This is a genomic window from Geobacter sulfurreducens PCA, from assembly GCF_000007985.2.
GTDB lineage: Bacteria > Desulfobacterota > Desulfuromonadia > Geobacterales > Geobacteraceae > Geobacter > Geobacter sulfurreducens.
The window spans coordinates 3,615,426-3,641,403 of the sequence record NC_002939.5; the positions used below are offsets into that span (position 1 = coordinate 3,615,426).

20 protein-coding genes and 2 tRNA genes are annotated in these 25,978 nt (G+C 60.2%); 16 read left to right on the forward strand and 6 right to left on the reverse strand.

Annotated features, from left to right (window positions below):
- Positions 1–52 precede the first annotated feature (52 nt).
- From GS_RS16505 to GS_RS16575, 15 genes are all read left to right on the forward strand, one after another.
- The gene (locus GS_RS16505; RefSeq protein ID WP_010943908.1) at positions 53–1,432 is read left to right on the forward strand and encodes an FAD-binding oxidoreductase; all 1,380 of its coding nucleotides are present in this window, start codon (positions 53–55) and stop codon (positions 1,430–1,432) included.
- A gap of 87 nt (positions 1,433–1,519) precedes the next feature.
- Complete coding sequence (locus GS_RS16510) at positions 1,520–2,785, forward strand: (Fe-S)-binding protein (RefSeq protein ID WP_010943909.1); 1,266 nt, start codon at positions 1,520–1,522, stop codon at positions 2,783–2,785.
- 308 nt (positions 2,786–3,093) lie between these two features.
- Positions 3,094–3,657, forward strand: coding sequence for a helix-turn-helix domain-containing protein (locus tag GS_RS16515; protein WP_010943910.1), 564 nt, complete (start codon positions 3,094–3,096; stop codon positions 3,655–3,657).
- Between the two features lie 224 nt (positions 3,658–3,881).
- Positions 3,882–5,606, forward strand: a complete 1,725-nt coding sequence (locus GS_RS16520; protein WP_010943911.1) for an acyl-CoA carboxylase subunit beta — start codon at positions 3,882–3,884, stop codon at positions 5,604–5,606.
- Positions 5,607–5,642: 36 nt separating this feature from the next.
- Positions 5,643–8,522: a biotin carboxylase N-terminal domain-containing protein gene (locus tag GS_RS16525; RefSeq protein WP_010943912.1), complete on the forward strand. Its 2,880-nt coding sequence runs from the start codon at positions 5,643–5,645 to the stop codon at positions 8,520–8,522.
- Positions 8,523–8,722: 200 nt separating this feature from the next.
- Positions 8,723–9,358 carry a dTMP kinase gene (locus GS_RS16530; protein WP_010943913.1) on the forward strand — a complete coding sequence of 212 codons (636 nt, stop codon included), beginning with the start codon at positions 8,723–8,725 and terminating at the stop codon, positions 9,356–9,358.
- Between the two features lie 115 nt (positions 9,359–9,473).
- The gene (locus GS_RS16535) at positions 9,474–11,132 is read left to right on the forward strand and encodes an acyl-CoA mutase large subunit family protein (RefSeq protein ID WP_010943914.1); all 1,659 of its coding nucleotides are present in this window, start codon (positions 9,474–9,476) and stop codon (positions 11,130–11,132) included.
- 57 nt (positions 11,133–11,189) lie between these two features.
- Entirely contained in the window at positions 11,190–11,594 is a 405-nt protein-coding gene (gene mce, locus GS_RS16540; protein WP_010943915.1) for a methylmalonyl-CoA epimerase, read from the forward strand.
- 462 nt (positions 11,595–12,056) lie between these two features.
- A complete protein-coding gene (locus tag GS_RS16545) occupies positions 12,057–13,430 on the forward strand; it encodes a histidine kinase (protein WP_010943916.1) in 1,374 nt (457 codons plus the stop codon).
- Between the two features lie 125 nt (positions 13,431–13,555).
- Positions 13,556–13,837 carry a hypothetical protein gene (locus GS_RS16550; RefSeq protein ID WP_010943917.1) on the forward strand — a complete coding sequence of 94 codons (282 nt, stop codon included), beginning with the start codon at positions 13,556–13,558 and terminating at the stop codon, positions 13,835–13,837.
- 179 nt (positions 13,838–14,016) lie between these two features.
- Positions 14,017–15,534 carry an FG-GAP repeat domain-containing protein gene (locus GS_RS16555; RefSeq protein WP_010943918.1) on the forward strand — a complete coding sequence of 506 codons (1,518 nt, stop codon included), beginning with the start codon at positions 14,017–14,019 and terminating at the stop codon, positions 15,532–15,534.
- A gap of 165 nt (positions 15,535–15,699) precedes the next feature.
- Positions 15,700–17,016: an ATP phosphoribosyltransferase regulatory subunit gene (locus GS_RS16560; protein WP_010943919.1), complete on the forward strand. Its 1,317-nt coding sequence runs from the start codon at positions 15,700–15,702 to the stop codon at positions 17,014–17,016.
- Positions 17,017–18,318 (forward strand): adenylosuccinate synthase, encoded by a 1,302-nt coding sequence (locus GS_RS16565; protein ID WP_010943920.1) that lies wholly within the window; start codon positions 17,017–17,019, stop codon positions 18,316–18,318.
- A 51-nt stretch (positions 18,319–18,369) separates the two neighbouring features.
- Positions 18,370–18,445 (forward strand) — tRNA-Lys (locus tag GS_RS16570).
- Positions 18,446–18,495: 50 nt separating this feature from the next.
- A tRNA-Glu gene (locus GS_RS16575) sits at positions 18,496–18,573 on the forward strand.
- Positions 18,574–18,646: 73 nt separating this feature from the next.
- On the opposite strand, the gene GS_RS16580 is transcribed toward GS_RS16575, so the two are convergent.
- Positions 18,647–19,465, reverse strand: a complete 819-nt coding sequence (locus tag GS_RS16580) for an AAA family ATPase (RefSeq protein ID WP_010943921.1) — start codon at positions 19,463–19,465, stop codon at positions 18,647–18,649.
- Positions 19,466–19,473: 8 nt separating this feature from the next.
- Entirely contained in the window at positions 19,474–19,659 is a 186-nt protein-coding gene (locus tag GS_RS16585) for a hypothetical protein (protein ID WP_010943922.1), read from the reverse strand.
- 93 nt (positions 19,660–19,752) lie between these two features.
- On the opposite strand from GS_RS16585, the gene GS_RS16590 reads away from it, so the two are divergent.
- Entirely contained in the window at positions 19,753–20,655 is a 903-nt protein-coding gene (locus GS_RS16590; protein ID WP_010943923.1) for a protoglobin domain-containing protein, read from the forward strand.
- A 38-nt stretch (positions 20,656–20,693) separates the two neighbouring features.
- Here GS_RS16590 and hemH read toward each other — a convergent pair whose 3' ends face one another.
- From hemH to GS_RS16610, 4 genes are all read right to left on the reverse strand, one after another.
- Positions 20,694–21,647, reverse strand: a complete 954-nt coding sequence (hemH, locus tag GS_RS16595) for a ferrochelatase (RefSeq protein WP_010943924.1) — start codon at positions 21,645–21,647, stop codon at positions 20,694–20,696.
- Positions 21,648–21,754: 107 nt separating this feature from the next.
- Positions 21,755–23,362, reverse strand: coding sequence for a thiolase family protein (locus GS_RS16600; protein ID WP_010943925.1), 1,608 nt, complete (start codon positions 23,360–23,362; stop codon positions 21,755–21,757).
- A gap of 137 nt (positions 23,363–23,499) precedes the next feature.
- Positions 23,500–24,516, reverse strand: a complete 1,017-nt coding sequence (locus GS_RS16605) for a lipoprotein (protein ID WP_010943926.1) — start codon at positions 24,514–24,516, stop codon at positions 23,500–23,502.
- An 89-nt stretch (positions 24,517–24,605) separates the two neighbouring features.
- Entirely contained in the window at positions 24,606–25,850 is a 1,245-nt protein-coding gene (locus GS_RS16610; protein ID WP_010943927.1) for an MFS transporter, read from the reverse strand.
- Positions 25,851–25,978 lie beyond the last annotated feature (128 nt).

Consider the following 25,978-nt stretch of genomic DNA (forward strand, 5'->3'; position numbering starts at 1 on the left):
TTGCCCGATCTTGGGCGATCACAAGGATCGCCCCTACAAGGACATTGCAACAATGATTGATTCCCGCATCATTCAAGAAATGAAACTAATCGTCGGCACCGACAACGTGGCGACTGACCGCCAGGATCTGCTCTGTTACGGCTATGACGCCACCCAGATGGAATTTCTCCCCGACGCCGTGGTCCACCCGGCCTCGCCGGAGGAGATCGCCGCCATCCTGAAGCTGGCCAATGCGGAGCGCTTTCCGGTCTTTCCTCGGGGCGCCGGCAGCGGCTTCACCGGCGGCGCGCTCCCCAAGGGGGGCGGCATCGTCCTGGTCGTTACCCGACTGAACCGCATCCTCCGCATCGACACCGAGAACCTGGTCGCCGAGGTGGAGCCGGGTGTCGTCACGGAGCAGTTCCAACAGGAGGTGGAAAAGCTGGGGCTCTTCTACCCCCCCGATCCGGCCTCACTCAAGTTTTCCACCTTGGGCGGCAACGTGGCCGAGAACGCCGGCGGCCCCCGCTGCGTCAAGTACGGCGTCACCCGCGACTTCGTCATGGGTCTGGAAGTGGTGCTTCCCACCGGCGAAATCATCCGCACCGGCGGCGAAACCTACAAGGGAGTGGTCGGATACGACCTGACCCGCCTCCTGTGCGGCAGCGAGGGAACCCTCGGGGTCATCACCAAGATCATCTTCAAGCTGTTGCCACTGCCCGAGGCCAAGAAGACCATGCTGACCATCTTCGACTCCATCGACGGTGCGGCAAAGGCGGTCTCCACGATAATCGGCAACAAGATCATTCCCACGACCCTCGAGTTCATGGACCACGCCACCCTCCAGTGCGTGGAGAAGCGCTTCAATCTGGGGATTCCGGCAGAGGGGCGGGCGGTGCTCCTGATCGAGGTGGACGGAGACCGGGACCTGATCGAAAAGCAGGCGGCACGCATCCAGGACCTGATCAGGCCCCTGGGCCTCGTGGAATGCAAGATCGCCCGGGACGCGGCCGAGTCCGAGGCCCTCTGGAAGGTGCGGCGCCTGGTGTCGCCATCGTTGCGGGACGTGAATCCGGACAAGTTCAACGAGGACATCGTGGTCCCGCGCTCGAAGGTACCGGATGTTATCCGGGTCATCGACAAGATCCGGCAGAAGTACGACATTCCCATCGTCAACTTCGGCCATGCGGGCGACGGCAACATCCACGTCAACGTCATGATCGACAAGGCTATTCCTGGACAAGAGGAGAAGGCCCACCGGGCCATCGGCGAAATCTTCCAGGCCGCCCTGGACCTGAACGGCACCATGTCCGGCGAACACGGCGTTGGCCTGGCCAAGCAACCATACATCCATCTGGAGCTGAAACCGGCCCAGGTGGCGGCCATGAAGGCCGTCAAGAAGGCACTGGACCCGAACAACATCCTCAATCCGGGAAAGATGTTTCCCGCGTGATGCGGCGGCAGCCGCCAGGTACGCCGTGAGCGGCTTGCGGGCACAGATTCAGTTCCGCGCACTGCGCGACAAAGAAAGGTCGTAGATTTGGATCCGCTGAAACGCGTCGAAAACGAACTCAAAAAATGCGTCAAGTGCGGCGCCTGCCGCGCCCATTGCCCGGCCTTTGCCGCCTGGCAGCGGGAGCCGGCCGTGGCCCGAGGCAAGGTGGCCATCGCCCAGCACATCCTCAAGGGTGACATCGAGCTGGACGAGCAGACCTACGCGGTCATGTCCAAGTGCCTGCTCTGCGGCAGTTGCGTGGAAAAGTGCCCCAACGACGTGCCCACCGACGAGATCGTCGTCACCGCCCGGGAGTCCCTGGCCCGGCGCCGCGGACTCACCACCTTCCACAAGGCGGTGGGACAGGTCATTAAAAACCGCCGGCTGATGTCCTTCGGCGCTCTTGCCGCCGCAATCCTGGGGCCGCTCTTTTTCCGCAAGGTCCCCCAGACCTCGGGGCTGCGCCTCCGCTTCCCCCTTCCCTTCGTGGGCAACCGCCGCCACATCCCCCAGATCGCCCGTAAACCCTTCATGGACCGTCACCCGGAAGTTATCCAGGGAGAGCCGGGCAAACCCCGCGTCGTCTTCTATGTCGGTTGCATGACCAACTTCGTCTACACCGAGGTGGGTGAAGCGGCCCTGGCCCTTTTCCGGCACCTGGGCTGTACCGTCATCATCCCTAAGGGGCAGGGCTGTTGCGGTCTCCCGGGCATGTCGGGCGGCGACCTGGATACGGTTCGCGGCCTTGCTGAGCAGAATCTGGCGGCCCTTGAACGGTACGAGGCCGATTACATCATGACAGCCTGCGCCACCTGCGGCGGGGCGCTCCATAAATTCTACCCCGCCCTCATCGGCAAACGGCATCCGGAACTGGCAGCGCGAATCAGGACCATTGCCGCCAAAACGGTCGACGCGGCCCAGCTCCTCCAGCAGCTCGGGCTGCATCCGGAGGAAACGGGGGCGGGCGAACGCCTGAAGATCACGTACCACGACCCCTGCCACCTGCGGACCAGGAACATCACCCGCCAGCCCCGCGAACTGCTGAAAGGCTCTCCCGGGGTCGAACTCGCGGAGATGGAGGGTGCCGACAAATGTTGCGGACTTGGCGGCACCTTCAATGTCTATCACTATGACACGTCCCTGAAGATCAATGAGGGAAAGAGCGCAGCCATCGAAAAGACCGGTGCCGACGCGGTCGTCACCGGTTGTCCCGGCTGTATGATGCAACTCTCCGACGGGCTCAAGCAGCACGGTAACCGCACCCGGGTCATGCATACCCTTGAAGTGCTCGCCCGAGCGCTCAGAAAGTAACCGCTGCGGGGGAGCGGGACTCTCGTCCCGTTCCCCCGTCCACGCTCCCCCGAAAAAGTCGTTCTAATTCTTACCGCGCCCCGCGGAAACGCCCTCCCACCCCCTCTCGTTATCGCCCACCCACCGTGGACTCTTAAGCCAAGATAAAAATTCTTTTATTGACATTACACGGTGAATTGAGGTATTACACAATCGAATAAAAACCAGTTTTATTTCTTAAAACACAACGACGCGGGAGAAGAACAGGAAGCCGGCTGCCGGCGACGCTTCCTCCCGCCGCCGGCGTTGTGAGTGTTCCGGAGAGGTGGATGACCGAGTACAATATCGGGGCGAAAATCAAAAAGCTCCGTCTCGCCAAGAAGCTGACACTCCAGGCTGTGGCACGCGAGACCGGCTTTTCCCCCGCCCTCATCTCCCAAATCGAGAACAACAACGTTTCTCCGCCCATCGCCACTCTTTCGAAGATCGCCAAGTTCTTCGATGTGAAGATCAGTCTTTTCTTCTCTGAGGATGAGGAGGAGTATCGCTACGAAGTAGTGCGCCGGGGCGAACGCAAGGTCATTCCGCGCGTTATCTCCCGGGCCGGCACCAGCCAGGGGTACTCCTACGAATCGCTCTCCTTCCGCAAGCAAAACAAGAAGATGGAGCCGTTTCTGCTGACGGTCACCGAAAAGGCCGCAGAAGAAAACACCTATAACCATGACGGTGAAGAGTTTCTGTTCGTCATGAAGGGAACGGCGGAGCTTCTGCTTGAGGATGAGCGCGTTATCCTTGAAGAAGGTGACTGTGTCTATTTTGACTCCTCCCTGAAGCATCGCCTCCTTTCCAGGGATGGCAGTGAAGTGCAGGTTCTCGCCGTAGTCACCCGTTGAACGGGTACCATTCGAACAAGTTCATGGGGCCGGTCCGTTGCACGAGCCCCTTTTTTTGTACAACGCTCCGTATACGGCAGATGGATTCACGGGGCCCGGCCCGGAAGTGACGGAGCCCCGGTTCACTTATGTGGTTATTCATTAAGCAGAGGAGGATGTGTGAATGAAGTGTGTAGCACGGCAGTCGCATGTAGCTAAATCCACGTACCGGAAGGATTGCGGAGATGTCCATGAAAGCAATTAAACCATCATTGAACAACCCCTTTGACCCGCCCGAGAAAGTGGAGTTCACCATTCCGGGAGAGATTTCACGCACGACCGGACCCTACGAAGAGGCCATGAAAGAAGGTTACGACCTGATTCAGCGCCCCATCAAATCGGTCAGCATCGATCAGATCGAAAAGCAGCACTTCAAGAAAAGGATGACCGTCTGGGAGCGGATCAAGGTGCTTAGCGACAAGGAGCCCAACGTTCTCTACCAGAACTGGGGCAAGAACCTGGACGGCGCCTCGCTGGTGACCGCCATTCTCAATATCGGCGGCCGTGATGTGGCGGTATACGGCCACGACTTTACCGTACGCGCCGGGTCCATCGACGCCACCAACGGCAGCAAACTGGCCCGTCTCTTCAACATGGCCGGCGAAAAGGGGATTCCCCTCATCGGCATGAACGACTCCGCAGGCGCCTTCGTTCCGGCCGGGGTCGGCGGTCTCGACGGCTATGCCGAGGCGTTCACGGCGCTGCGCAAGATCAGCGGCGTAGTCCCCTCCATCATGTGCATGTTCGGCTTCAACGCCGGCGGCGGTTCCTACCTGCCGCGGCAGGGGAGCTTCGTCATTCAGCCCGCCGACACCTTCTTCGGCCTCACCGGGCCCGGCGTCGTCAAATCGGTTCTCGGCGAGGACATCACTCCCGATGAGCTTGGCGGCCCCAAGGTCCACGGCAAATCGGGCGTAGCCGACCTGACCGTCTCCGACGAGGTAGCTGCCCTCCGGACAGCGGTCCGGCTCCTCTCCTACATCCCTGACAACAACAGCGTGGGCGCACCGTTCCAGGAAACCAGCGATCCTCTGAACCGCAAAACCTGGGAGATCAACACCCTCCTGAAAAAGGCCTTCAACTCGCCGACCGGCTTCAACACTCCGTTCGACGTCTCCATCATCATCCAGCAAATCTGTGACCATGGTGACTACTTCGAACTGCAGCCTGAACGGGCAAAGGAAGCGGTAACGGCCTTCGGCCGCCTGGGGGGCCAAGTCGTGGGCTTCGTTGCCAACAACTCGGCCGTGGCTTCGGGTCAGATCGACTGCGACTCGGCGGTGAAAATTGCCCGCTTCGTCCGGTTCTGCAACATCTACAACATCCCCATCATCTTCATGGAAGACACCACCGGCTTCCTGCCGGGTCGCGAACAGGAAAGCCGCGGCATTGTCCAGGCCGGCCGCTCCATGCTCGACGCCATCGTCGACGTGCGCACCCCGCGAATCCTGCTGATTCTGCGCAACGCCTTCGGGGGCGCTTACGCCTCCTACAACAACTATCCCACCGGCGCCGACCTGGTGCTGGCCCTTCCCACCACCCGCCTCGCCGTCATGGGTCCTGCCGGCAAGGAATTCGTCTACAAGGACGAGATCCGCAAGATCCGCGGCGCCGTTGCCGACATGGTCAAGAAGGGGGTTGAAGAGCGCACCAAGGCTGGAATGGAGGCCGGTGCAGCCAAGAAGGATGCGGAGAAGGAAGCGGCCGAGTGGCTGAAGGGCCAGGAAGCCGCCCTGAATCAGCGGTACGAAAAAGAACTGATGAACCCGAAGGAAGGTCTGGCCCTGGGCTCCATCTCCTCCATCGTCATGCCGACCGATCTGCGCCAGGTACTCGGCGAAAACATCGCCTTCCTGATGCGGCACTACAAGCCGTCGCCCATGTGCGGCCCGCAGCGCGAATTCCACTAATCACTATTTTCTTTATCGAATTGGAGATAGAGACCAATGACCGACCTGTACAATAACAACCCCCTGATTCACCGGGACCGCCGGCTGAGTGCATCCGACTCCGAGTGGGTGCGCTCCTTTGCCTGTGAAGACCTGAAGCCGCTGATCGTCTGTCGTGGCCCCATCCGCAAGGAGGCCATGGATGTCTTCGAGGAGATGGGCATCTCCCACTACGGCATCCTCCTCTCGGAGAAGGACTCCATTGTCTACGCCAATGCCCTTGCCCCGGAACTGCGCCAGCTGACCGATTCCAACCGCGTTCACCGGGTGCCCGACTACACCGGTGCCACCAAGGAGGAGCGGATCGAACGGATTGGCCAGATCATCCAGATCGCCAAGGATAACGGCTACGATTCCATCTTCGCCGGCTACGGCTTCATGGCTGAGGACGAGGAGTTCGTGGCCGCCATTGAGAACGCCGGACTCTCCTTCATGGGCCCCAACTCCCGGACCCAGGCCGACGCCGGCAAAAAGGACGAGGCCAAGCGAACCGCTCTGCAGGTAGGCGTCAGCGTTACCCCCGGCATCAACAACGTCACCGCCCGGACCCTAGTCGCGAAGCACCCGACTCGCGAAGCGCTTCTAGCCCTGGTAAAGTCCGAGGGCCTCGACGTAGACGCCAAGGTACTCAAAGACACGAAACTTTCTCTTGAAGAGCTTGCCGACGAGATCCTCTACGCCTCCTACGCCAAGGGGATCGACCTCTACTCCATCGAGGAACTCTCGGCCCAGGTGCAGGTGGAAGTGGAGAACATGTTCCGGGAATACCCCGGCAGCCGGATCCGCCTTAAGGCCATCGGCGGCGGCGGCGGCAAGGGGCAGCGGATTCTCGGCGCGTCCCTCCTCAGCGTCAAGAAACCGACCAACGCCCAGATCAAGGACGCGGCCGCCGAGGCCCCGGGACTCGTCCGGGAAGTGCTGAACGAGGTGAAGGCCAATGGCGTGGGTGACAACAAAAACGTCCTCATCGAGCTCAACATCGAGCAGACCCGCCACAACGAGATCCAACTCCTGGGCAACGGCGAATGGTGCATTTCCATGGGAGGTCGCGACTGCTCCCTTCAGATGCATGAGCAGAAACTCCTGGAAATATCCGTCACCCAGGAAGGGCTGGCAGTTGCCATCGAGAAGGCCAAAAATGCCGGACGTAAGGCCGAAGTGAAGGCCCTGGAGAGCGACCTCAAGGTCCTCAAGCGGATGGAGGAGGATGCCGCAAAATTCGGCGCTGCCGTAGGGCTCGACTCCGCCTCCACCTTTGAGTGCATCGTCGACCGGGACCGTTACTACTTCATGGAAGTGAACACCCGTATCCAAGTGGAGCACCGGGTTTCGGAGCTCTGCTATTCCCTCAAATTCACCAATCCCAAGGACAAGAACGATTTCTTCATCGTCGAGTCTCTGGTGGAGGCCATGGCTCTGCTGGTGCGCCACAAGAAGCGGCTCCCCAAGCCGGAACGGATACCCCGGTTCGGCGCCGGCGCCGAGGCCCGCCTCAACGCCACAGACGCCTCCCTCTCTCCCCACGCCGGCGGTATGATCCGCTATTGGTCCGACCCCATAGTAGGAGAGATCCGCGATGATCAGGGAATCTGCCTGGTCAACCCCGACACCGGCATGTTCATGCGTTACAAAGTTGCCGGGGCCTACGACTCCAACATCGCCCTTCTCCTCACCAAAGGGGAGGACCGTCTCGACAGCTACCGGAAGCTTTCCGAAGTTCTGGGCAAGACCACCCTGAGGGGCACCGACCTGGCCACCAACCTGGAGTTCCACTACGGCCTCGTCAACTGGTTCCTTGGCCAGAACGTCATGGCCAAGCCGACCACCCGCTTCGTGGTCCCTTACCTGACCCTGGTGGGGCAGTTGAAGGAAGAAGCCAACAAGCTCGATACGCTCTTCGCCTTCATCCAGATGAAGAAGGCCTATGCCAAGAAAATGGCCGAGCAGTTCCCCGACGACCCGAAGATCGCCAAAGAGATGTCCTCGATCCTCGACCGCAAGGGGACCCTCGTCACCCGCCCCATGGACCGTCTCCTGGCAGATCCCCATCTTCTCTCCGGATGGCTCTCCACCAACCGGAAGAACTTCACCATGGAAAACGGAAAGGTGGTCTGGCACGACAACCCCTTCGTGATCCTGGGTGACACCTACGAGTACCTCAACATGTCCTACGACCCGGCGGCACCGGCTGCTGACGTCATCTGGAGCCACGACAGCGACCTGCTTCAGAAGGGGCTGCGCTTCTACACCACCCTGTCCGAAAAGTTCAACCTCGGACTCCACGAGTTCGATGCCCTTTCGGCTATCCTGGCCAACGAGAAGCCCCAGGGAGGGTTCTCCGCCGGTGAGTGGCTTGACATCCAGTCAGCTCACATGGGCTTTGAGGCGGGCCTTGAACTCCTCGGCATGCTCTTCATCATCGCCGAGACCGTGAAATTCTGGGACTTCAAGGTGGAGGAAGATCTTGAGGTCACCATCCCCGACCACCTGAACGATCCGGAACTCCAGACCCGGATGAAGAAGGTGCTGGTCCCTCCCCCTGCTACCAAGGCCGACGAAATCGTTGCCATGTGCGGCGGCATGTACTACGGTCAGGAAGCGCCGGGCATGCCCCCCTTCGTCTCGGAAGGGATGCACTTCGAGAAGGGGCAGCCGCTCTACATCATCGAAGTCATGAAGATGTTCAATACGGTGCGGGCAACCTTCTCCGGTACCATTGACAAGATCATCATGCAGGGGGCCGACGGCAGCATCGTCCAGAAAGGACAGCCCCTTTTCAAGGTAACGCCCGACGAAAAATTCGTGGAAGTGAACCCGGAAGAACTGGAGCAGATCAAGCGCGAACGGACCGCAGCCTATCTCAAGGCTGTTCTCTAGGCGCGGGGCGGATTGATACGCAGAGGGCTCCGCTCACCCCGGAAGCCCTCATCGTAGCTGCCGACCCTGCCCGAAAAGGCGGGGTCGGCTTGTATGGGGAGCAGGACGCCAGCGGCACCGCACGCCATGGAGTCCGCAGGCACGATTCTGGCGCCGCACAGCCCCGACGAATACCACTTACCGCTATTGAGGAGGATACCGTGAGAAAAGGGAAACTGATCGTTATCGAGGGAATCAGCGGCTCCGGCCAGCAGGTCAAGGCAGGCATCGTGGCGCTCCACAACACCCTCGTGGAGAACAAGTACGATGTCGTCGAATGCGCCAATCCAGATTCCGGGCGGGCAAAGGAACTGGGAATCACCAATCTGCTCAACTGGCCCTTCGGCAGGACTCCCCGGGCCGACTTCCTGTTCGAGAGTGCGGTCCGGACCGAAGTATTCAAGAATGTCGTTGAGCCTGCGCTGCAACAGGACAAGATAGTCCTCTGCAAACAATCGAGCGTCTCATCCCTGGCAAACGCCTGGGTCAGCGGTTACACCAAGCATTTCGATGTCCTGCGTCATATCGACAAGATTTCCAGGGGATTTCTCTTCGAGGATGAAATTTTTCCGGACCTGACCATCTTCATCGACGTGCCGGCCCAGGAAGCCTTCGAGCGGATCGAGGATGTTCTGCAGATACACCACGAGGGGGGAATCGACTACTACAACCAGATGCGCGAGTTCTATCTCAAGGAAATTTCCCGGTGGCGCGGTGTCAGAATCGACGCCTCCGCCGGCAGGCATCCTGAAATAATCAATGCCGAAATCTGGGACGTGGTCAAAAAAATCCTCTAGGGCACGCCCATGCACCACACCGCAGCTCTGACGCCCCGGACGGGGCGTCTCTGCGTACGGTGCTATGACTCTGCAGAGCACTCAGAGACTCCCAACGCATCAGAAGGAGATATCCATGAGCATCAGCGAAAAGAAACAAGCATGGCAGGATACTGTCGTGGCCAAGAATATTGCCAAGGCCCCGGAGCGGAAGCCCGAATTCCGCACCACCTCGGGCATCGAAATGGAGCGCTGCTTCACCCCGACCTTCGAAGGCTATGAGGGTTACGAAGAAAAACTGGGGTTCCCGGGTCAGTACCCGTTCACCCGGGGAGTCCAGCCCACCATGTACCGCGGGCGCTTCTGGACCATGCGGCAGTACGCGGGATTCGGCACGGCAAAGGAATCCAACGAGCGCTACAAGTACCTCCTCCAAGCGGGCCAGACCGGTCTTTCCGTCGCGTTCGACCTTCCCACTCAGATGGGCTACGATTCCGATGCCGCCATGGCCGCCGGTGAAGTGGGCAAGGTGGGGGTCGCCATCGACTCCCTGGCCGACATGGAAGTGCTCTTCGACGGCATCCCCCTTGACCAGGTTTCCACTTCCATGACCATCAACTCCACGGCCGCCATCCTTCTTGCCATGTATATTGCCGTGGCCGAGAAGCAAGGCGTGTCGGCCGACAAGATTTCCGGCACCATCCAGAACGACATCCTCAAGGAGTACATGGCCCGCGGCACCTACATCTACCCCCCCCGCGAGTCCATGCGGATCATTACCGACATCTTTGCCTACTGCAAGGATTGTGTTCCGAAATGGAACACCATCTCCATCTCCGGCTACCATATCCGTGAGGCCGGCTCCAGCGCAGTGCAGGAAGTAGCGTTCACCCTGGCTGACGGCATCGCTTACGTGGATGCCGCCATCAAGGCAGGCCTGTCGGTTGATGAATTCGCCCCTCGTCTCGCCTTCTTCTTTAACGCACACAACAACCTGCTGGAAGAAGTGGCGAAATTCCGGGCCGCCCGCCGCATGTGGGCCAAGATCATGAAAGAGCGCTTCGGCGCCAAAGATCCCCGGTCCATGATGCTGCGCTTCCACACTCAGACCGCCGGCTGCACCCTCACCGCCCAGCAGCCCGACAACAACATCATGCGGGTCACCATCCAGGCTCTGGCGGCGGTGCTTGGCGGCACCCAGTCGCTCCACACGAACTCACGCGACGAGGCGCTGGCGCTGCCCACCGAAGATTCGGTCCGGATTGCGCTCCGCACCCAGCAGGTCATTGCCTATGAGTCGGGTGCCGCCGATTCCATTGATCCTCTGGCAGGCAGCTTCCTCGTGGAATCCCTTACCGACCAGATCGAGCAGGCCGCATTCGACTACATTGAGAAGATCGACCGCCTCGGCGGCGCCGTAGAGGCTATCTCCCGCGGCTTCCAGCAGAAGGAGATCCAGGACTCGGCCTACGCCTACCAGCGTGCCATCGAAACCGACGAAATGATCATTGTCGGGGTCAACCGCTTTACCATCCAGAACGAGCCCCAGCCCGAACTTCTCAAGATTAAGGAAGAAGTGGAGATCGCCCAGAAAAAGGCACTCACCGACATGAAAGCCAAGCGGGACAGCGCGAAGGTCCAGGAAGCCCTCAAGGCGCTTGAGGCAGCGGCCCGGGGCACGGACAACCTGATGCCTCCCATCCTGCAGGCCGTCAAGACCTATGCCACCCTCGGCGAGATTGCCGATGTGCTGCGTGGCGTCTTCGGCGTCCACCGGGAGACGGTGGTCCTCTAAGTTGTCTCGTCGGGACAGCTCGCCTGAGCTGTCCGACGAAGGGAAAGGACAGGATTAATGCTCAGCAAAATCAACCATATCGGCATTGCCGTAACATCCCTCGACGCGGCCGTTCCTTTTTACCGCGACAATCTCGGCATGGCCTTCACGGGGACTGAAGAAGTGGCAGAACAGAAGGTGCGGGTTGCCTTCTTCCAGATCGGCGAAACCAAGATCGAGCTCCTGGAGCCCACGGCTGAAGACAGCCCCATCGCCAAATTTCTGGAAAAAAACGGCAACGGAATTCATCATATCGCCTATGAGGTTGATGATATTGAAGCGGCAATCGCGAAACTGGTCGCGGACGGGGCCCGGATGATCGACAGTTCGCCCCGCAACGGCGCCCACGGAGCACGCATCGCCTTTGTTCATCCGAAGAGCAGCGGCGGCGTTCTCACGGAACTATGCCAGTCAGGACACTGAGCCGCTGGAAGGTCTGTCGATGCAGTATGCCACTGAATTTTCACTTGACTTTTGTCCTGCTTTGACTATAGTTGCGATAATTTTAAAACGCTATTTTGTTTCGAGACAATGTCAATGAAACACGGCTGCAACATGAAACCGGAATGGGTTTCGGCTGCCCACCCATGATTACAGCTATTTTGGCGTTGACAGACAAACTCGGAATAAGCAATAGTTAATCGGCTTGAGGACCTTGATGCTAATGTATCCGGATAATCATGCGATCCTGCATAATGTAACGAGAGAAAACCCTTTCCGCGCCTGAATTTCGGGGGCGCAAAGGGTTTGTCTTTTGGAGGGGGTACCATCGGGATACGTATCCGATACTTGATCTGAAAGGTGGTGATCAACGAGGTTTCTCACGCATTCAGGCAGTTTTAGCCAGTAATCCATGCTGTTTTATCACCAATGAAGGAGGCAACGATGAAAAAGAAGATTTTTGCTGTGGCCGCCGCCGGCGCCCTGACCGCTGCGACGGCAGTTCCGGCCCTGGCGCTGGAGAACGAGTTTCACGGGATGTTCCGGGTTAACGGTTTCATCTCCAACTTCGCCGACGGTGCTTCGGGCGCAACCAAAATTACCGCCCAGGACCCCAAAACCAGAAACTTTCTTGAGCAGCGCGCCCGCCTGCTCTACATGGCCAAGGCCAATGACGATCTCAAGCTCATTACCCACTTCGAGATCGACTCAACCTGGGGCAAGTCCTCCTACGTAGTCGGAAGATCGAACGATGGCGGCGCTCTCGGCGCGGACAGCGTCAACATTGAGACCAAAAACGTTTACCTCGACTTCAACATCCCCTCGACCCCGCTGAACGTCAAGGTCGGTATCCAGCCCATCAGCGACTCGTACAAGGGCGTCTTCATCAATGCCGATGCGGCTGCCGTCCTTGCGGCCGCCAAAATGGGCGATGCCACCGTCGCACTCGGGTTCGCACGTCTCGACGATGCCGATACGTTCACCATCGGCTCTGCTGCGAACCGCTCTGCCACCACCCCGGGCAAAGCTACCCGCGACCTCTACATCGTCGACGGCAAATACAACATCTCCAAAGACCTGAAGGTCGGCGGCTCCTACTATGCCCTGCTGGCGGACCAGAATGACACAACTCTCAACTTCGCTCTCCACACCATTGGTGTGAATGCCGAGTACAAGTTCGATCCCGTGACCATCGACGGCTTCCTGCTCTATCAACGCGGCCGGACCAGCGGCACCGCCAAGGTCGACTTCGGCGGATGGGCCGCAAACGCCACCGCCAAGATGAAAGTCGGCCCCGGCACCCTGAAAACCTCCTTCCTCTACGCCTCCGGAGAGCAAAACGCCAATCCGGACAACTCCTCTTACATGGGCGTGACCAACGAGACCTCCGGCGCCAACGGCGAGCACAGCTTCTATGAGTCCGAGATGATGATCATGTTCCGGAACAAGTACAACATCGGCGACCGCGCTCTTGTGTACAACGTACAGAACGTCATCGGCGGATTCGTCGGCTACAATGCGAACATTACCTCCAAGGCATTCGCCATCGCCAACGTAGGCTTTGTTGCCGCCGACAAAGACAACACCACCTATGGCAATGCGCGCGTAACCGGCGAGGCGGGTCACAAGAGCAAGTACCTCGGTACCGAACTCAACGCCGAAGTCGGCTACAAGGTGTTTGACAACCTGACTGCCAGCGTACAGGGCGCCTACGTGATTCTCGGCGACTACTTCAAGGATACCGCCGGCACGGCGGCAAACCCCGAAGATCCCCGGAATCCGTACCTGACCCGCGTCATGCTGAACTACGCATTCTAATTGCATCACCCCGTGTGCCGGGAGAAGATCGTTCTTCTTCCGGCACACTGCCACTTGACATGGCACCGACACCTGATTAACTTGACTTCATCACAAACCCAACATTCCGATTCGGAGGTTATCTCATGAAAAAAATGGCCATTATGGTTATGGCAGCCTTCATGATGTCGGCTACAGTGCCGGCTCTCGCCGCTGAAATGACCAAGGAAGAAAAAGACATGTGCCTCCTGGCCTCCAAGAACTGCGCCACCGAGGTTGACTCCCTGCAGAAGAAGATCAAGAAGCTCAACGCCGAGATCAAGAAGGGCAAGAAGGTCTACTCGGCCGACGAAATCAAGAAGCTCCAGCAGAAGCTGGATGAAGCCAACGATCTGCTCGACTCGATTCTCAAGGGCGGCGGCAACTAGGCCTAGTACGACACGGTTGTCCCCCGAGGGGAGAGGAAACTCTCCCCTCTTTTCGTTCAACACCCTGCACTGCCTGCATTTTTGCCACTATTGCTTTGACATGGCTGGTGCGGTTTGCAATAATCTGCCGGTCACGGGTTCAGCCTACGTATCCAATTACAGAGCCTTCGGGGGCCACGATGAAAAAGCTTGTCATTTTTGCCTGTTCCATGCTGCTTCTCATCCTTGCTGCCGGCATCGCATCCGCAGCCCAGATCAAAGTGTACGTCTCGGAGTTTGCCATAACCGGTGCCGCCAACAAGGATGAACTGAAGACAACCCTCCAGACTCTTCTCGCTTCCCGCCTGAGCGGTGACTCGCTGCTGTCGGTGGATTCTCCGGCCGGCGCCGATGTCCTGGTAAAAGGGAGCTACATCGCCTTCGGCAAAATCTTCAGCATCGATGCAGTGGCACGAGACGCCGGGGGCAGGGTTATCGCCCGGTCCTTCCAGCAGGGAGAGAGCCAGGATGAGCTGATCCCTGCAGTGGGCAAGCTCGGGCAAGGGCTTGCAACAGAGATTGCCGCCAAGGCGGTCGCCGCCCCATCCGCGCCGACACAGCCCCTGCGCAGCATGCCGACACCTGTTGCGCGCGACATCGAGAAACCGGAGCAGGCAAGCGGCGGCGACATCGTGCGCGCCCCCTTGGCCAGCGATATTGTGAAACCCCAGGATGTTACCAGGACAGCCAGCGGCGGGTGGCTCAGCCAACGGCTCACCGGCGAGCTCATTGCCATCACCCCCGGCAAGCTCATGGCCGATGGCTCCCAGGACTTCTACCTAGCCGGCGACAAGTCCCTTCGGCTGTATCGCAAAAGCGACAACCTCAAGCTCCTGGCTGAGGTAACCTTCGGGGCGCGGGAGAAGGTGCTCGGCATCGATTCGGCCGACCTGGACAAAGACGGCATTCCCGAGGCGTATGTGACCATCATGGACGGCGAATCCCTCGCCTCCCAGGTCTGGGTCGCCGACGGCAACAATCTCAAGCGGGTCGCGGCCAAGCTTCCCTACTATTTCCGCGGCATTGCCCTGGAAGGCGGTGAGCAGAAAATCTTTGTGCAGCAGATGAGCAACGACCGCGATTTCTACGGTGATATCTTCGAGCTGGTCAAATCGGGCAATTCCTACGAGGCAAAGAATCCTTTCAAGCTCCCCCGGTTCGGGTATCTCTACAATTTCAACCGCTTCCGCGACAAGACCGGCGCTGAAAACTGGGTGGTAATCAACGAAGACGGCTACCTCATCGTCTACTCCTCGTCCGGCGAAGAGCTATGGCGCAGCAGCGACAAATTCGGCGGCAGTGAAACCTACTTTCTCCGCGAAGACCTGGCCAACGTGCGCACCACCGGCGATCCCAACCGCTGGATATTTCTTGAGCAGCGCATCACCGTGACACCTGCGGGCGACGTGATCGTGCCCAAGAACGACGGCATGTTCGTGATCGGCAACAACCGAGCCTACAAAAAGAGCTCCATCTACTGCTTCGCCTGGAACGGCTCGTCGCTTGACGAAAAGTGGCATACCAAGCAAAGCCAGAACTATCTGCCCGACTATTTCTACGATCATAGCCGGCGGGAGCTGGTCAATCTCGAGATTGTCAAGAAAGAAGGGCTCCTGACCGGCGGCGCCAGCATGGTGGCGGTGCGCAAGGTCGAATGACCGCCTCCACCCGGACGGTAGTGCGCACTCAAGGGGCCCTTACGGCCCCTTTTCCGTGTGCCGACGCGGGGATATTATCATTGACATGACCCAGCTCAACTGCTAGGATTTTCGGGTTTTTCGTCCACTTTCCCCTCACGGGCCCCGACAGACAGGTCAACACACGTGACTCCGATAACCCCCATAGAAGCCCCCCTTCCCAAGGGGGTTACAGACTTTCTCCCTGAAAAAGCCGACAAGATCGGCTACATCGAGGGCAAAATCCGCAAAGTCTTCGAACTCTGGGGGTTCCGGCGGATCATCACGCCGCTCCTGGAGTTTGAAGACGTCATTGCCGCCGGACTCGGCGACGACCTGAAGGCAAAAACCTTTCGCTTCGATGACCGCCAAAGCGGCAAACTGATTGCCGTTCCTTCCGACATCACTCCCCAGATTGCCCGCATCGTAGCAACTCGGCTGAGAGGCTACCCCCTGCCCCACCGCATCTGCTACAGCGGTAGGGTGTTGCGTCACGCGGAACTCCAGTCGGGCCGGAGCCGCGAGATCTTCCAGTCGGGCGTAGAACTCATCGGCCTCGACTCACCCGAAGCGGACGCCGAAATGGTGACCATGGCGGTGGAAGCCCTCAAGGGACTCGGGTTCAGAGACTTCAAGATCGACCTGGGACACGTGGGATTCATTCGGGGAATCATGACGGCATCCGGGCTCGAAGTGGCGGTACGCAACCGGCTTCAGGAGGCCATCGGCAAGAAGGACGTGTCTGCGGTCAGGTCGATCCTGGCGGAGTCGCCCCTCTCTGATGCGGCAAAGGATGAACTGGCCGCCCTTCCCCGCCTGTTCGGCGGCCGCGAGGTGCTGGACGAAGCCGGACGCGTGGCGACCAACGACACGTCGCGCCGGGCACTGGACAACATCTCGCAGGTTCTGGACTTACTCGATATTCATGGAGTTTCAGATCATTTGACCATTGATCTGGGCGAAGTTCGCGGGCTTGACTACCATACCGGCCTCACCTTCGAAGGCTTCGTGACCGGCATGGGCGAGGCCGTCTGCAGCGGCGGCCGCTACGACACGCTCACGGCACGCTACGGTTTTCCGGCGCCGGCCACGGGCTTCACCTTCAACGTTCTGGCGCTCCTGTCGGCCCTTGAGAAAAGGCCCGACGTGGAAGCGAGCAAGACCCGGGACATCCTCATCTTCAATCAGCAGGACGACCGGCGCGAGGCGCTCGAAATCGCCCAGCAGCTGCGGCGCCGGGGATACACCACCGCCCGCGACATCATACGCAGAAATTTTGACGATTCGCTTGACTACGCGCGCCGCATGAACATCCTTCACATGATGGTGGTCGGCGGCGATCAGTGCGGGCCGGACGAGGTCTACCTCGTTCGTGTTGCAGACGGACAGGGACAACGGATAAAGAAGGCAGAGGTGTTCAGCGAACGGTTTTCGCTGGACGCCGGACCTGACAAGGAGTCTTAAATGGCTAACGTGGTTGTGGTTGGTGCCCAGTGGGGCGACGAAGGCAAGGGCAAGGTCGTTGACATCTATACCGAGCATGCGGACGACGTGGTCCGTTACCAGGGGGGAAACAACGCCGGGCACACCCTGGTCGTTGGGGAAGAAAAGGTGGTCCTGCACCTGATCCCCTCGGGCATTCTCCACGAGGGTAAACGGTGCATCATCGGCAACGGCGTGGTTCTCGACCCCGAGGTCTTCATCCAGGAGATCACCCGCCTCAAGGACAAGGGCCGCCTCAAGGACGACCGCGCGCTCCTGGTCAGCGAATCGATCCACATCATCATGCCCTACCACAAACGGATCGACATCGCCCGCGAAGCCAAGAGCGGCGAAAAGAAAATCGGTACCACCGGCCGGGGGATCGGCCCCACCTATGAGGACAAAATCGGCCGGCGCGGTATCCGGCTCATGGACCTCCTCGATCGCGACGTGTTTGCGCGCAAGTTGAAGGAAAACCTCGAAGAGAAGAACGTCATCCTCGAAAAACTCCTGGGCGACAAGCCCTTTACCTTTGAGGAGATTTACGAGCAGTACTGCGGCTACGCCGACATCCTCAGAAACTACGTGGCCGACACAAGCCTCATCCTTTACAACGACAGCAAGGCCGGCAAGAAACTCCTCTTCGAGGGAGCCCAGGGGACACTCCTCGACGTGGACCACGGCACTTACCCCTTTGTCACATCCTCATCCACCTGTGCAGGCGGTGCCTGTACCGGCACCGGCGTGAGCCCCCGGGACATCCACGAGATCATCGGCATATCCAAGGCCTATGTCACGCGGGTCGGCAGCGGTCCGTTCCCCACTGAACTCCTTGACGCCGATGGCGAGAAACTGCGGCAGGTTGGCCACGAATTCGGCGCAACCACCGGGCGGCCGCGCCGCTGCGGCTGGTTCGACGCCATGGTGGTCCGCTACGCGGTACGGGTCAATGGCCTCACCGGCGTGGCACTGACAAAGCTCGATGTCCTGAACGACTTCGAGACCATCAAAGTCTGCACCGGCTACACCTTCGAAGGCAAACCCTTGGCCGACCTCCCCGCCAACCTCGCCGTGTTCGAAAAGTGCGAACCGGTCTACGAGGAGCTGCCGGGCTGGATGAGCGACATCAGCGGTGCGCGCACCTTCGAAGAGCTGCCCGAGAAGGCGAAAAGCTACGTGAAGCGCCTCGAGCAACTGATCGGCTGCCCCATCGTCCTCGTCTCCATCGGGCCGCGCCGGGACCAGACCATAATCATCAGCAACCCGTTTCAGGATAAAGTGTAAAAATTACTTGACCGACTGCAAAGACTCTGCTAAAACTTGTCTTCTCTTTGCGAGCCGCTAGCTCAGATGGTAGAGCACCTGACTTTTAATCAGGTGGTCGTTGGTTCGATCCCAACGCGGCTCACCAACCAGACACAAAGAACCCGGCCGAACATTCGACCGGGTTCTTTTCCCTTCGTCCCCTTCGTCTAGCCCGGCCCAGGACACCGCCCTTTCACGGCGGCGACGGGGGTTCAAATCCCCCAGGGGACGCCAACTGCAAAAAGGACCGCTTTTCCTCGGAGAAGCGGTCCTTTTGCATTATGCTCCGCCTTGCCTTCCTTCTCTGCTATTTCAGATAGCGCAACGCCTCATCCCCCAGGACCCGTTCCACGGCGAGGGGGAGCAGTTCCACCGAGTCCCGCTCGGTTGCGGCCATCATCTTGAGGGCATAGCGGGCGATGTTGATGCCGTCCCTGACCGAATAGAGTTCGTCTGCCGCGTGGGCACGCTGAAGAAAATCGACGACATACGCAAGGATGCGGCTCGGGGCGAAGGGGAGGTTTTCCTTGAGGATCAGGAGTTCCTCGTCGGCCTCGGGAAAGTCGATGAATATCTGGGGTTGGAGCCGCGAGTGGATGTATTCGGGGACTTCAAAGGTCGAGGAATCCTCGTTCATGGTCACCACGATTCGGAAATCCCGGTGGGCCGGCACCCGCAGACCGGTAATGATCGACTCCACGTAGCGCCGGTCGTCAAGCAGCGGGGCCAGCGACGCCCATGCCTTCTCGCTCATGCGGTTCCCCTCGTCGAGGATGAGAACCCCGCCCTTGAGCATGGCCGACACCAGGGCCGACGCGGCATACTGGATTTTCCCGTCAGGACCGATAACCGGCGTAATGATCAGGTCTTCAGGCCGGGTGTCCATGGTTGCCTGAAAGAGGTACACCGGCCGGTCCAGACGCCGGGCGGCCGCGTAGGCCAGCGTTGTTTTCCCCACCCCCGGCTTGCCGATCAGGCGTGGGTTGAAGGGGATGTCCTTCTCGTCGATAACCATCCAGGCGGCGAGTAGTTGTTTCAGGAGTTCATCCTGGCCGACCCAACGCAACGTCAGTTCCACGGGGCCGGCGAGCGAAAGGGATATGCCGTCGATCGTTGTCTGTTCCATGGGTGTGTTCACCTGTCGATAACGTACATCATGGCAAGTTTGGCCCGGTTCTCCAGGCAGAGGGGGCAGAGGGAGCCGGCATCGTTCCAGAGCTCGGCCGCAAGCCACTCCCCTGCCTCCTCGAAGAGGGAGCGAAGCTCCTTCGGCGTGAACACCTTGCCGCAGACCGCACAGATTTTCTTCTCCCCGTCCATCATCATTCCCTGTGTATCACAGCAGTTTACATAATTGCAATCAACCTGTGATTGCCTATACTTGGACAGATTCGACACGAAGGAGGGTCATTCATGCTGACCATGCAGGAAATAAAGGCTCATTATCGCTTCACCGACGAGGATGCCGAGTTGCTCGGCTCGCTCTTTCCCTTGGCCGAGACCAATAAGGAACGTCTGGCGGACCAGTTCTACGACTACCTGCTCGGCATTCCTGAAACCGCCGAGTTTCTCAAGGAGGACCTGGTCCTGCAGAAGCTCAAGCAGACCCACCAGGACTGGTTCGTGAGCCTCTTTGCCGGCTCGTACGACAACCGCTACATCCACAACCTCCAGAAGATCGGTCATGCCCACGTGCGGGTCGGGCTCAACGCCCATTACGTGAACGTGGCCATGAACGTGGTGAGGCAGTTCACCCTCTCCATCATCCAGGACAACTTCCCCGACCCGGAAGAACGCCGCCAGCGCCGGGAGGCTGTGGAAAAAATCCTCGACATCAATCTCGACATCATGTCCGCCTCATACCGCGAGGAGGAGATGCGCAAGTTCTTCGTTTCTCACCGGCTGGAGTCGAAGCTCATCACGGCGACCGAACGCTTCACCTATGGGCTCAACCTGATCCTGGTCCTCGCCCTTGCCGGGGTGTCGGTTTCGGTGGTGGGGCTCTTCATATGGGACATCGGCCACATCTTCCAGGGAAGCGTGGAAAAGGGCATCCTCTCGGCGCTCGGGTCGCTCCTCATTCTCTGGATGATGATCGAGCTGATCGAAAACGAGATCAAGATCCTCAAGGGGGGACGGTTCAACATCCTCTTCTTCATCGGGGTCATCATCGTGGCGCTGATCCGGGAGATCCTCATCTCCACGCTCCGCCACGACCCCCTCACCACCCAGGTCTTCCTGGCGGGAACCCTGCTGGTCCTCGGGGTGGTCTACTTCCTTGTTTCCAAGAGCCAGCAGCCCTACACTCCCCACTGAGCTTTGCGCCTGCGCCGGCGGCTGGCTCCGTCCCCCCCTCAGCCCTCCACCCGCCGCACCAGATCCGCCAGGCAGGAGATAAAAGTGGGCGACGTGTTGAGGGAAGGGCTCCGCCGGAACCGGGAATAGCCCAGCTTATGCGCCTCCTGGGCATACTCGATGTCAATCTCGTGCAGGGTTTCGATATGGTCCGAGACAAAGGAAAGCGGAACGATGAGCAGGTTTTTCACCTGGTGGGCCGCCAGGTGCTCCAGCATCTCGTCGGTTGAGGGTTCCAGCCACTTGACCGGCCCTGCCCGGGACTGGAAGGCCAGATGGTGGGTGACCCCCTCGAACCGCTCCATGACGAGACGTACCGTCTCCCGGATATGGTCCAGGTAGGGGTCACCCTCGTCGATGAAGGATTGAGGGAGCGAATGGGCCGAAAACAGGACCTGCACCTCGGCCAGGGGGTGGAAATCGTCGAGCCCTTCCCGGATTTTCTCTGCCAGGGCATCAATGTAAAGGGGGTGGTCGAAAAAACGGTCCACGTACATCATCTGGAACTGCACACCCGATTGAGACAGCACCCGCTTCAGTTCATTCACGCTCGAGCCGGTGGTGGCACGGGAGTAGTGGGGGTAGAGGGAAAGCGCAATCACCCGCGAAATCCCCTCCCTCCTGATGGCCGCCAGCGCCTCCATGGTTGAGGGTTTCCAGTAGCGCATGGCCACGAAGCAGCGATACCCGTCCCCCAGCACATCCTCCAGTGCCCGGGCCTGGCTCTCGGTCAGCTCGCGGATGGGTGATTTGCCGCCGATCTCCTCGTATTTGCGCTCCACCCCCGGCGAGCGGCGCTTGGCGATGAGCCGAGCGATGAACGGCTGGAGAAAGGCGGGACCGATCCGGATGATGTCCCGGTCGGAGAAAAGGTTCAGCAGGAACGGCTCCACGGCGTCGAGGGAATCGGGACCTCCCATCTGGAGGAGCAGGACAGCGGTTTTGTCGGACATGGTCACCTCCGGCATGGCAAACGGACAATTTCATGACACCCACATCTTCCTCCCTGATACCCTAATGAACGACTGCGGTCAAGGCGGAAACGGGGTGCCTACCCCTGTCACTTCCCCCGGATGACCTTCCACCCGCTGGATGCCAGGTCAACCAGGCCGTCCATGGTCCGCTGGTAGAACTTCCTGACCGGCATCCGGTTGACGAGGATATGCCCCTCGCTCCGCTCCAGCCTGACCCGATCCCCCGGCGTGAGGGCGATGAAGTTCTCGTGATTTTCGCCGCCAATGCCGAACAGAAAGCGATACTGGCGCCCATCGGCCGCCCGGCAGGCAACGATCAGGATGATCAGTTCGGGCTCACCCGTCTTGAAGTGGTAGCGCACGGTACCGCTGACAAAGGTTCCCTCGACCGACCCGGTGGCGGCCAGGAGGTTTTCGACCGTCACCTGCCGGGGCTTGAGGTGCCCCAAGGAGGGGAGCCCCCAGGGCTTGAACGGTTCGTGGGGCCGGTGCCTATAGTGGTTGCTCCGTTCCAGCAGAATGACGATGTTGTTGTTGATGGGGCCGCCGATGGAGTGGGAAAGACCGGCCGTGAAACGCCCCTCCCTGATCATGCGGTGATTCTCCACCACCTGGATCATGCCGGTGGCGCCAAGGGGGTGTCCCCTCCCCTTGAGCCCGCCGGTGAGGTTGGTGGGAAAGGGGCCGTTCTCGCCGGTATAGCCGTCATCCAACAGGGCATCCAGGAGGCGGCCACGGGGGACGAAGCCCAGGTCCACCAGATTGATGGGGCCGAAGCCGTTGAAGGGGTCATGCATGTTCACGTGGATCTTGCCGGCGAACTGCCGGATGTCCCTGATCCCGGCCATGCCGTACGCCTCCGCCGCGGCGGAAACGGTGGCGGGAAAGGAATGAAAGTAGTTGCGGTCGGCAATGGTGGGAATATCGGTGGCGCTTCCCACCCCGGACACCATCACATCCTGGGGATCGCTGGTGAGGACCACGGCGGCCACCCCGTCTGACATGGGGCAGAAGTCGTGGTAGCGCAGGGGCCACCAGTAGGGATAGTTCTTGCCGGTGACGATCTGGCGGTAGTACTCCTCCAAGGGGATCTCCGCGCTCAGGTGAGCGTCGGGATTCAGGGCCGCATAGCGGTGGGCCCGCTGGGTCAGCAGAGCCGAAAAGGCGGTCCACTCCTCAAACGAGAGCCCGTACCGCTCCATCAGGGCGCGGGCCACCAGAGCTCCGCAGGCCGGCATGGTCAGCCCGAACTCGGCTTCGTCCCGGTCGATGACTCCGGCCACGATGCGGGTTGCCTCGGCGGTGGGGGCATCGCTCATCTTCTGGATGCCGATGGCGAGCACATGGTCGCAGCGGCCCGAGGCGATCTGGAGGCAGGCGTTCTCAAAGGCCGAGGCTCCCGACGAGGATGCGGTGTCGATCAGCACCGATTTGGCGCCGGAAACGCCGACCACGCCTGCGATCTTGGCCGCGGTATTGTCGACCCCGGAAAAGGCGACCGGGCTCTGGGAGCCGACCACCACGGCCTCGATGTCGCGGGGTCGCACGGGGCATCCTTCGAAAACCGCCCCGGCCAGCTCTGCCATCTCCAGGAACGAAAGCCGGGCGCGGTGTCTGCCGTCGTAGCGCCCCACCGGCGCCATCCAGGATGCGGCCACGTAGACCGGCCGTGGACTGAAGGGAATATGTCGCATGGGAACTCCGTTTCTCCCGCCGGGAGATGGTGTGATCGTGCCCTTATTGTAAACCATGTTCCTGCCGGGGCAACTGAAATGCAAAAGGCCCGCGCCATTACTGGCGCGGGCCTTTTGCGGTGTATCCGGACGGAGCGCTAGCGCGCGCCGCTTCCATCCAGGGGCACTTCCCGGATCGGTGCGGGTTCCGGGACCGCCACCACCGGCTCCGGGTCCGATACGGGCTGAGGAGATGCCACCTGAGCCGGCGCAGCCGCAGGCTGCGATACGGGCCGCTCAACCGGCCGGACCGCCTGTACGGACGGCGGAGCAGCTGCCGCGGGCGAGGCATCCTTCTTGTCCTTCCTGTTGAACAGGTCCATGGGTGGCTTGAGCAGCCCCACCATGTCGTCAAAGAGGTGGTAGTAGGGAGCAGTGGCCTTGCGCTCACGGAAAAGGATATCCTTTTCCTTCTTCCCCAGATAGCGGGTAATTCCCGGAATGGTCTTGAACTTGACCTCGACCCGCTCATCCATGTTGGCCGCTGCCTGGTCGAAGTCGGGATATTGAAGTTCCGCCAGCACCGGCGTAGACGGGCTGCCGACCCGGAAATTGGGGTACTCCCAGAGGGCCGTGCCGTTGGCGTCCAGTACCTGGGCGGTCATGGTGAGAACGTTGTAATCGGTATCCAGATACTTCACCAGGTTGCTGGCAAAGGTGCGGTCTCGCATGGTGAGGCCGCTCACCACCACCAGAAGCACGGCATCGACACTGTTCTGGGTCACCAGGGTCCTGATTTCCTCGGGCTTATAGAAGTGTTTGTTATAGACCACCCCGGCATCGTCGCGGCGCTCGGACCGGAAGAGAAGCGTGCGGAACAGCTCGTCAGGAGCGGCGGCCTCGATGGGGCGCACCATGAAGTAGGCACCGGACTCCCGGAGCATGTTGACGAGTTCCTTCTCGTTGACCCGGTTGTATTCCCGCACCAACGTCACCAGCGTATCCCGCTCCGGATGACGGATATCCGAATCGGCGTCCATAAAGATGGGCGCCACGCCGAGAACTTTGACCCGCTGCTCGTAGTCCTCACGGGGAATATTGAAGGGGTTGTGGGCACACCCGGCAGCCACCAGTGCCACCAGCGCCACGAAAAACCACTGTCTGACCCGGCTCATCGATCTCCTCCCTGATGAATTCATGTCACGGTTCGGTCGGTATCGTCCGTTCGATTTATAGCAGATGCTCCCCGCTATGACCACCCCTTTCACCGGGGCGAGGTGTCGCGGGCGAAGAGGAACAGGGTTACGGCCACAGCCAGCCCCGTCACCGGTACCAGAAAGGCTGCGTGATAGGCCTCGGCCGGATAGCCCATCGGCCCGCGCGGGAAACGCCCGATGATGAACCCCATCACTTGCTGTACCACGGCCGCGCCGGTCAGGACGAAAAAATTGAGTGCAGTGGTAGCCGTTGCCGACAGAGTGCTGGGAAACATCTCCCGGATCATGGGATAGATGGCCACGCCCGATGAAACCGCCAGCCCCGCTGCGAAGAAGAAGGCGGCCAGAAGCCAGCGGGGCACCTGCTCCGCCGGGCCGAGGGTCAGAACCAGAAGCAGAAACAGCAGAAGGCTCTGCCCCGCCACAAGGGTCCATTTACGGGACTTGAGCAGCCGGTCGGTCACTTGGCCGATGAAGAGGCAGCCGGTCATGAACCCGACCGAGGTAAGCAAAAGCAGGTTACCGGCGCCCTGGCGCGAAAGGCCCATCACCTCCATGAGCCATGGCCCGCCCCAGAGGCCCTGGAGAGCCATGTAGCCGGCGTACCAGAAAAACGAAAGGAGGGCCAGGAGCCAGAAGGAGGGACGAGAGAAAACGAGACCCCACCCCGCCAGGGCTCCCACCGGCCGGTGGGTCGCGGCCAGGAGGGGCTCCTCCTCTGCTATCCCGTCGGCGATCGGCCGATCCCGCACGACCCGGAAGAGGAGCAGGGTAAGCCCCAGCTGGAGAGCGCCCACCACCAGGAAGGGAGAGCGCCACCCTCCAAGCGATACCGCCAGGGCCAGAGGGGCCGTGGCACAAAGATTTCCAACATTCCCCACGGCAATAATCAGGCCCGAGATGGTGGCATACTCCCGGGAGGTGAACCAGTTAGTGAACACCTTGAGCGCCCCCATCAGGACGCAGGCAGTGCCCATGCCGATGAGGATGCGCCCTGCGAGCAGGGCGCCGTAGCCCGGAGCCAGAGCAAAGGTGATGGAGCCCGCCACCGTAACGAGCCCGGCCAGGCTCACCACGATGCGGCCGCCGAAACGGTCCAGCAGCGGGCCGAGCGGTATCTGGGCCAGGGCGAAGGCGTAGAAGAGCGCCCCCGAGAGCATCCCGATCCGGGAGGCGTCCAAGACGAGATCGGCTGCCAGGTCACGGGCAATGACCGCCATGGATACCCGGTAGAAATAGGCGACCAGATACATAACCGCAAATACGGCAAATATCCGCCAACGTTTCGTCATGGCATGCGCATCCTGAAGAGCATCAGTGCGTTCCCTCCCGCGAGACTATCCCGGATGGAGCCGCGACACAAGCCCTTATCCACGGCGCCCCTTCCCTTCTCCCGAGGGATGTGCTATAGCCGTTGGCC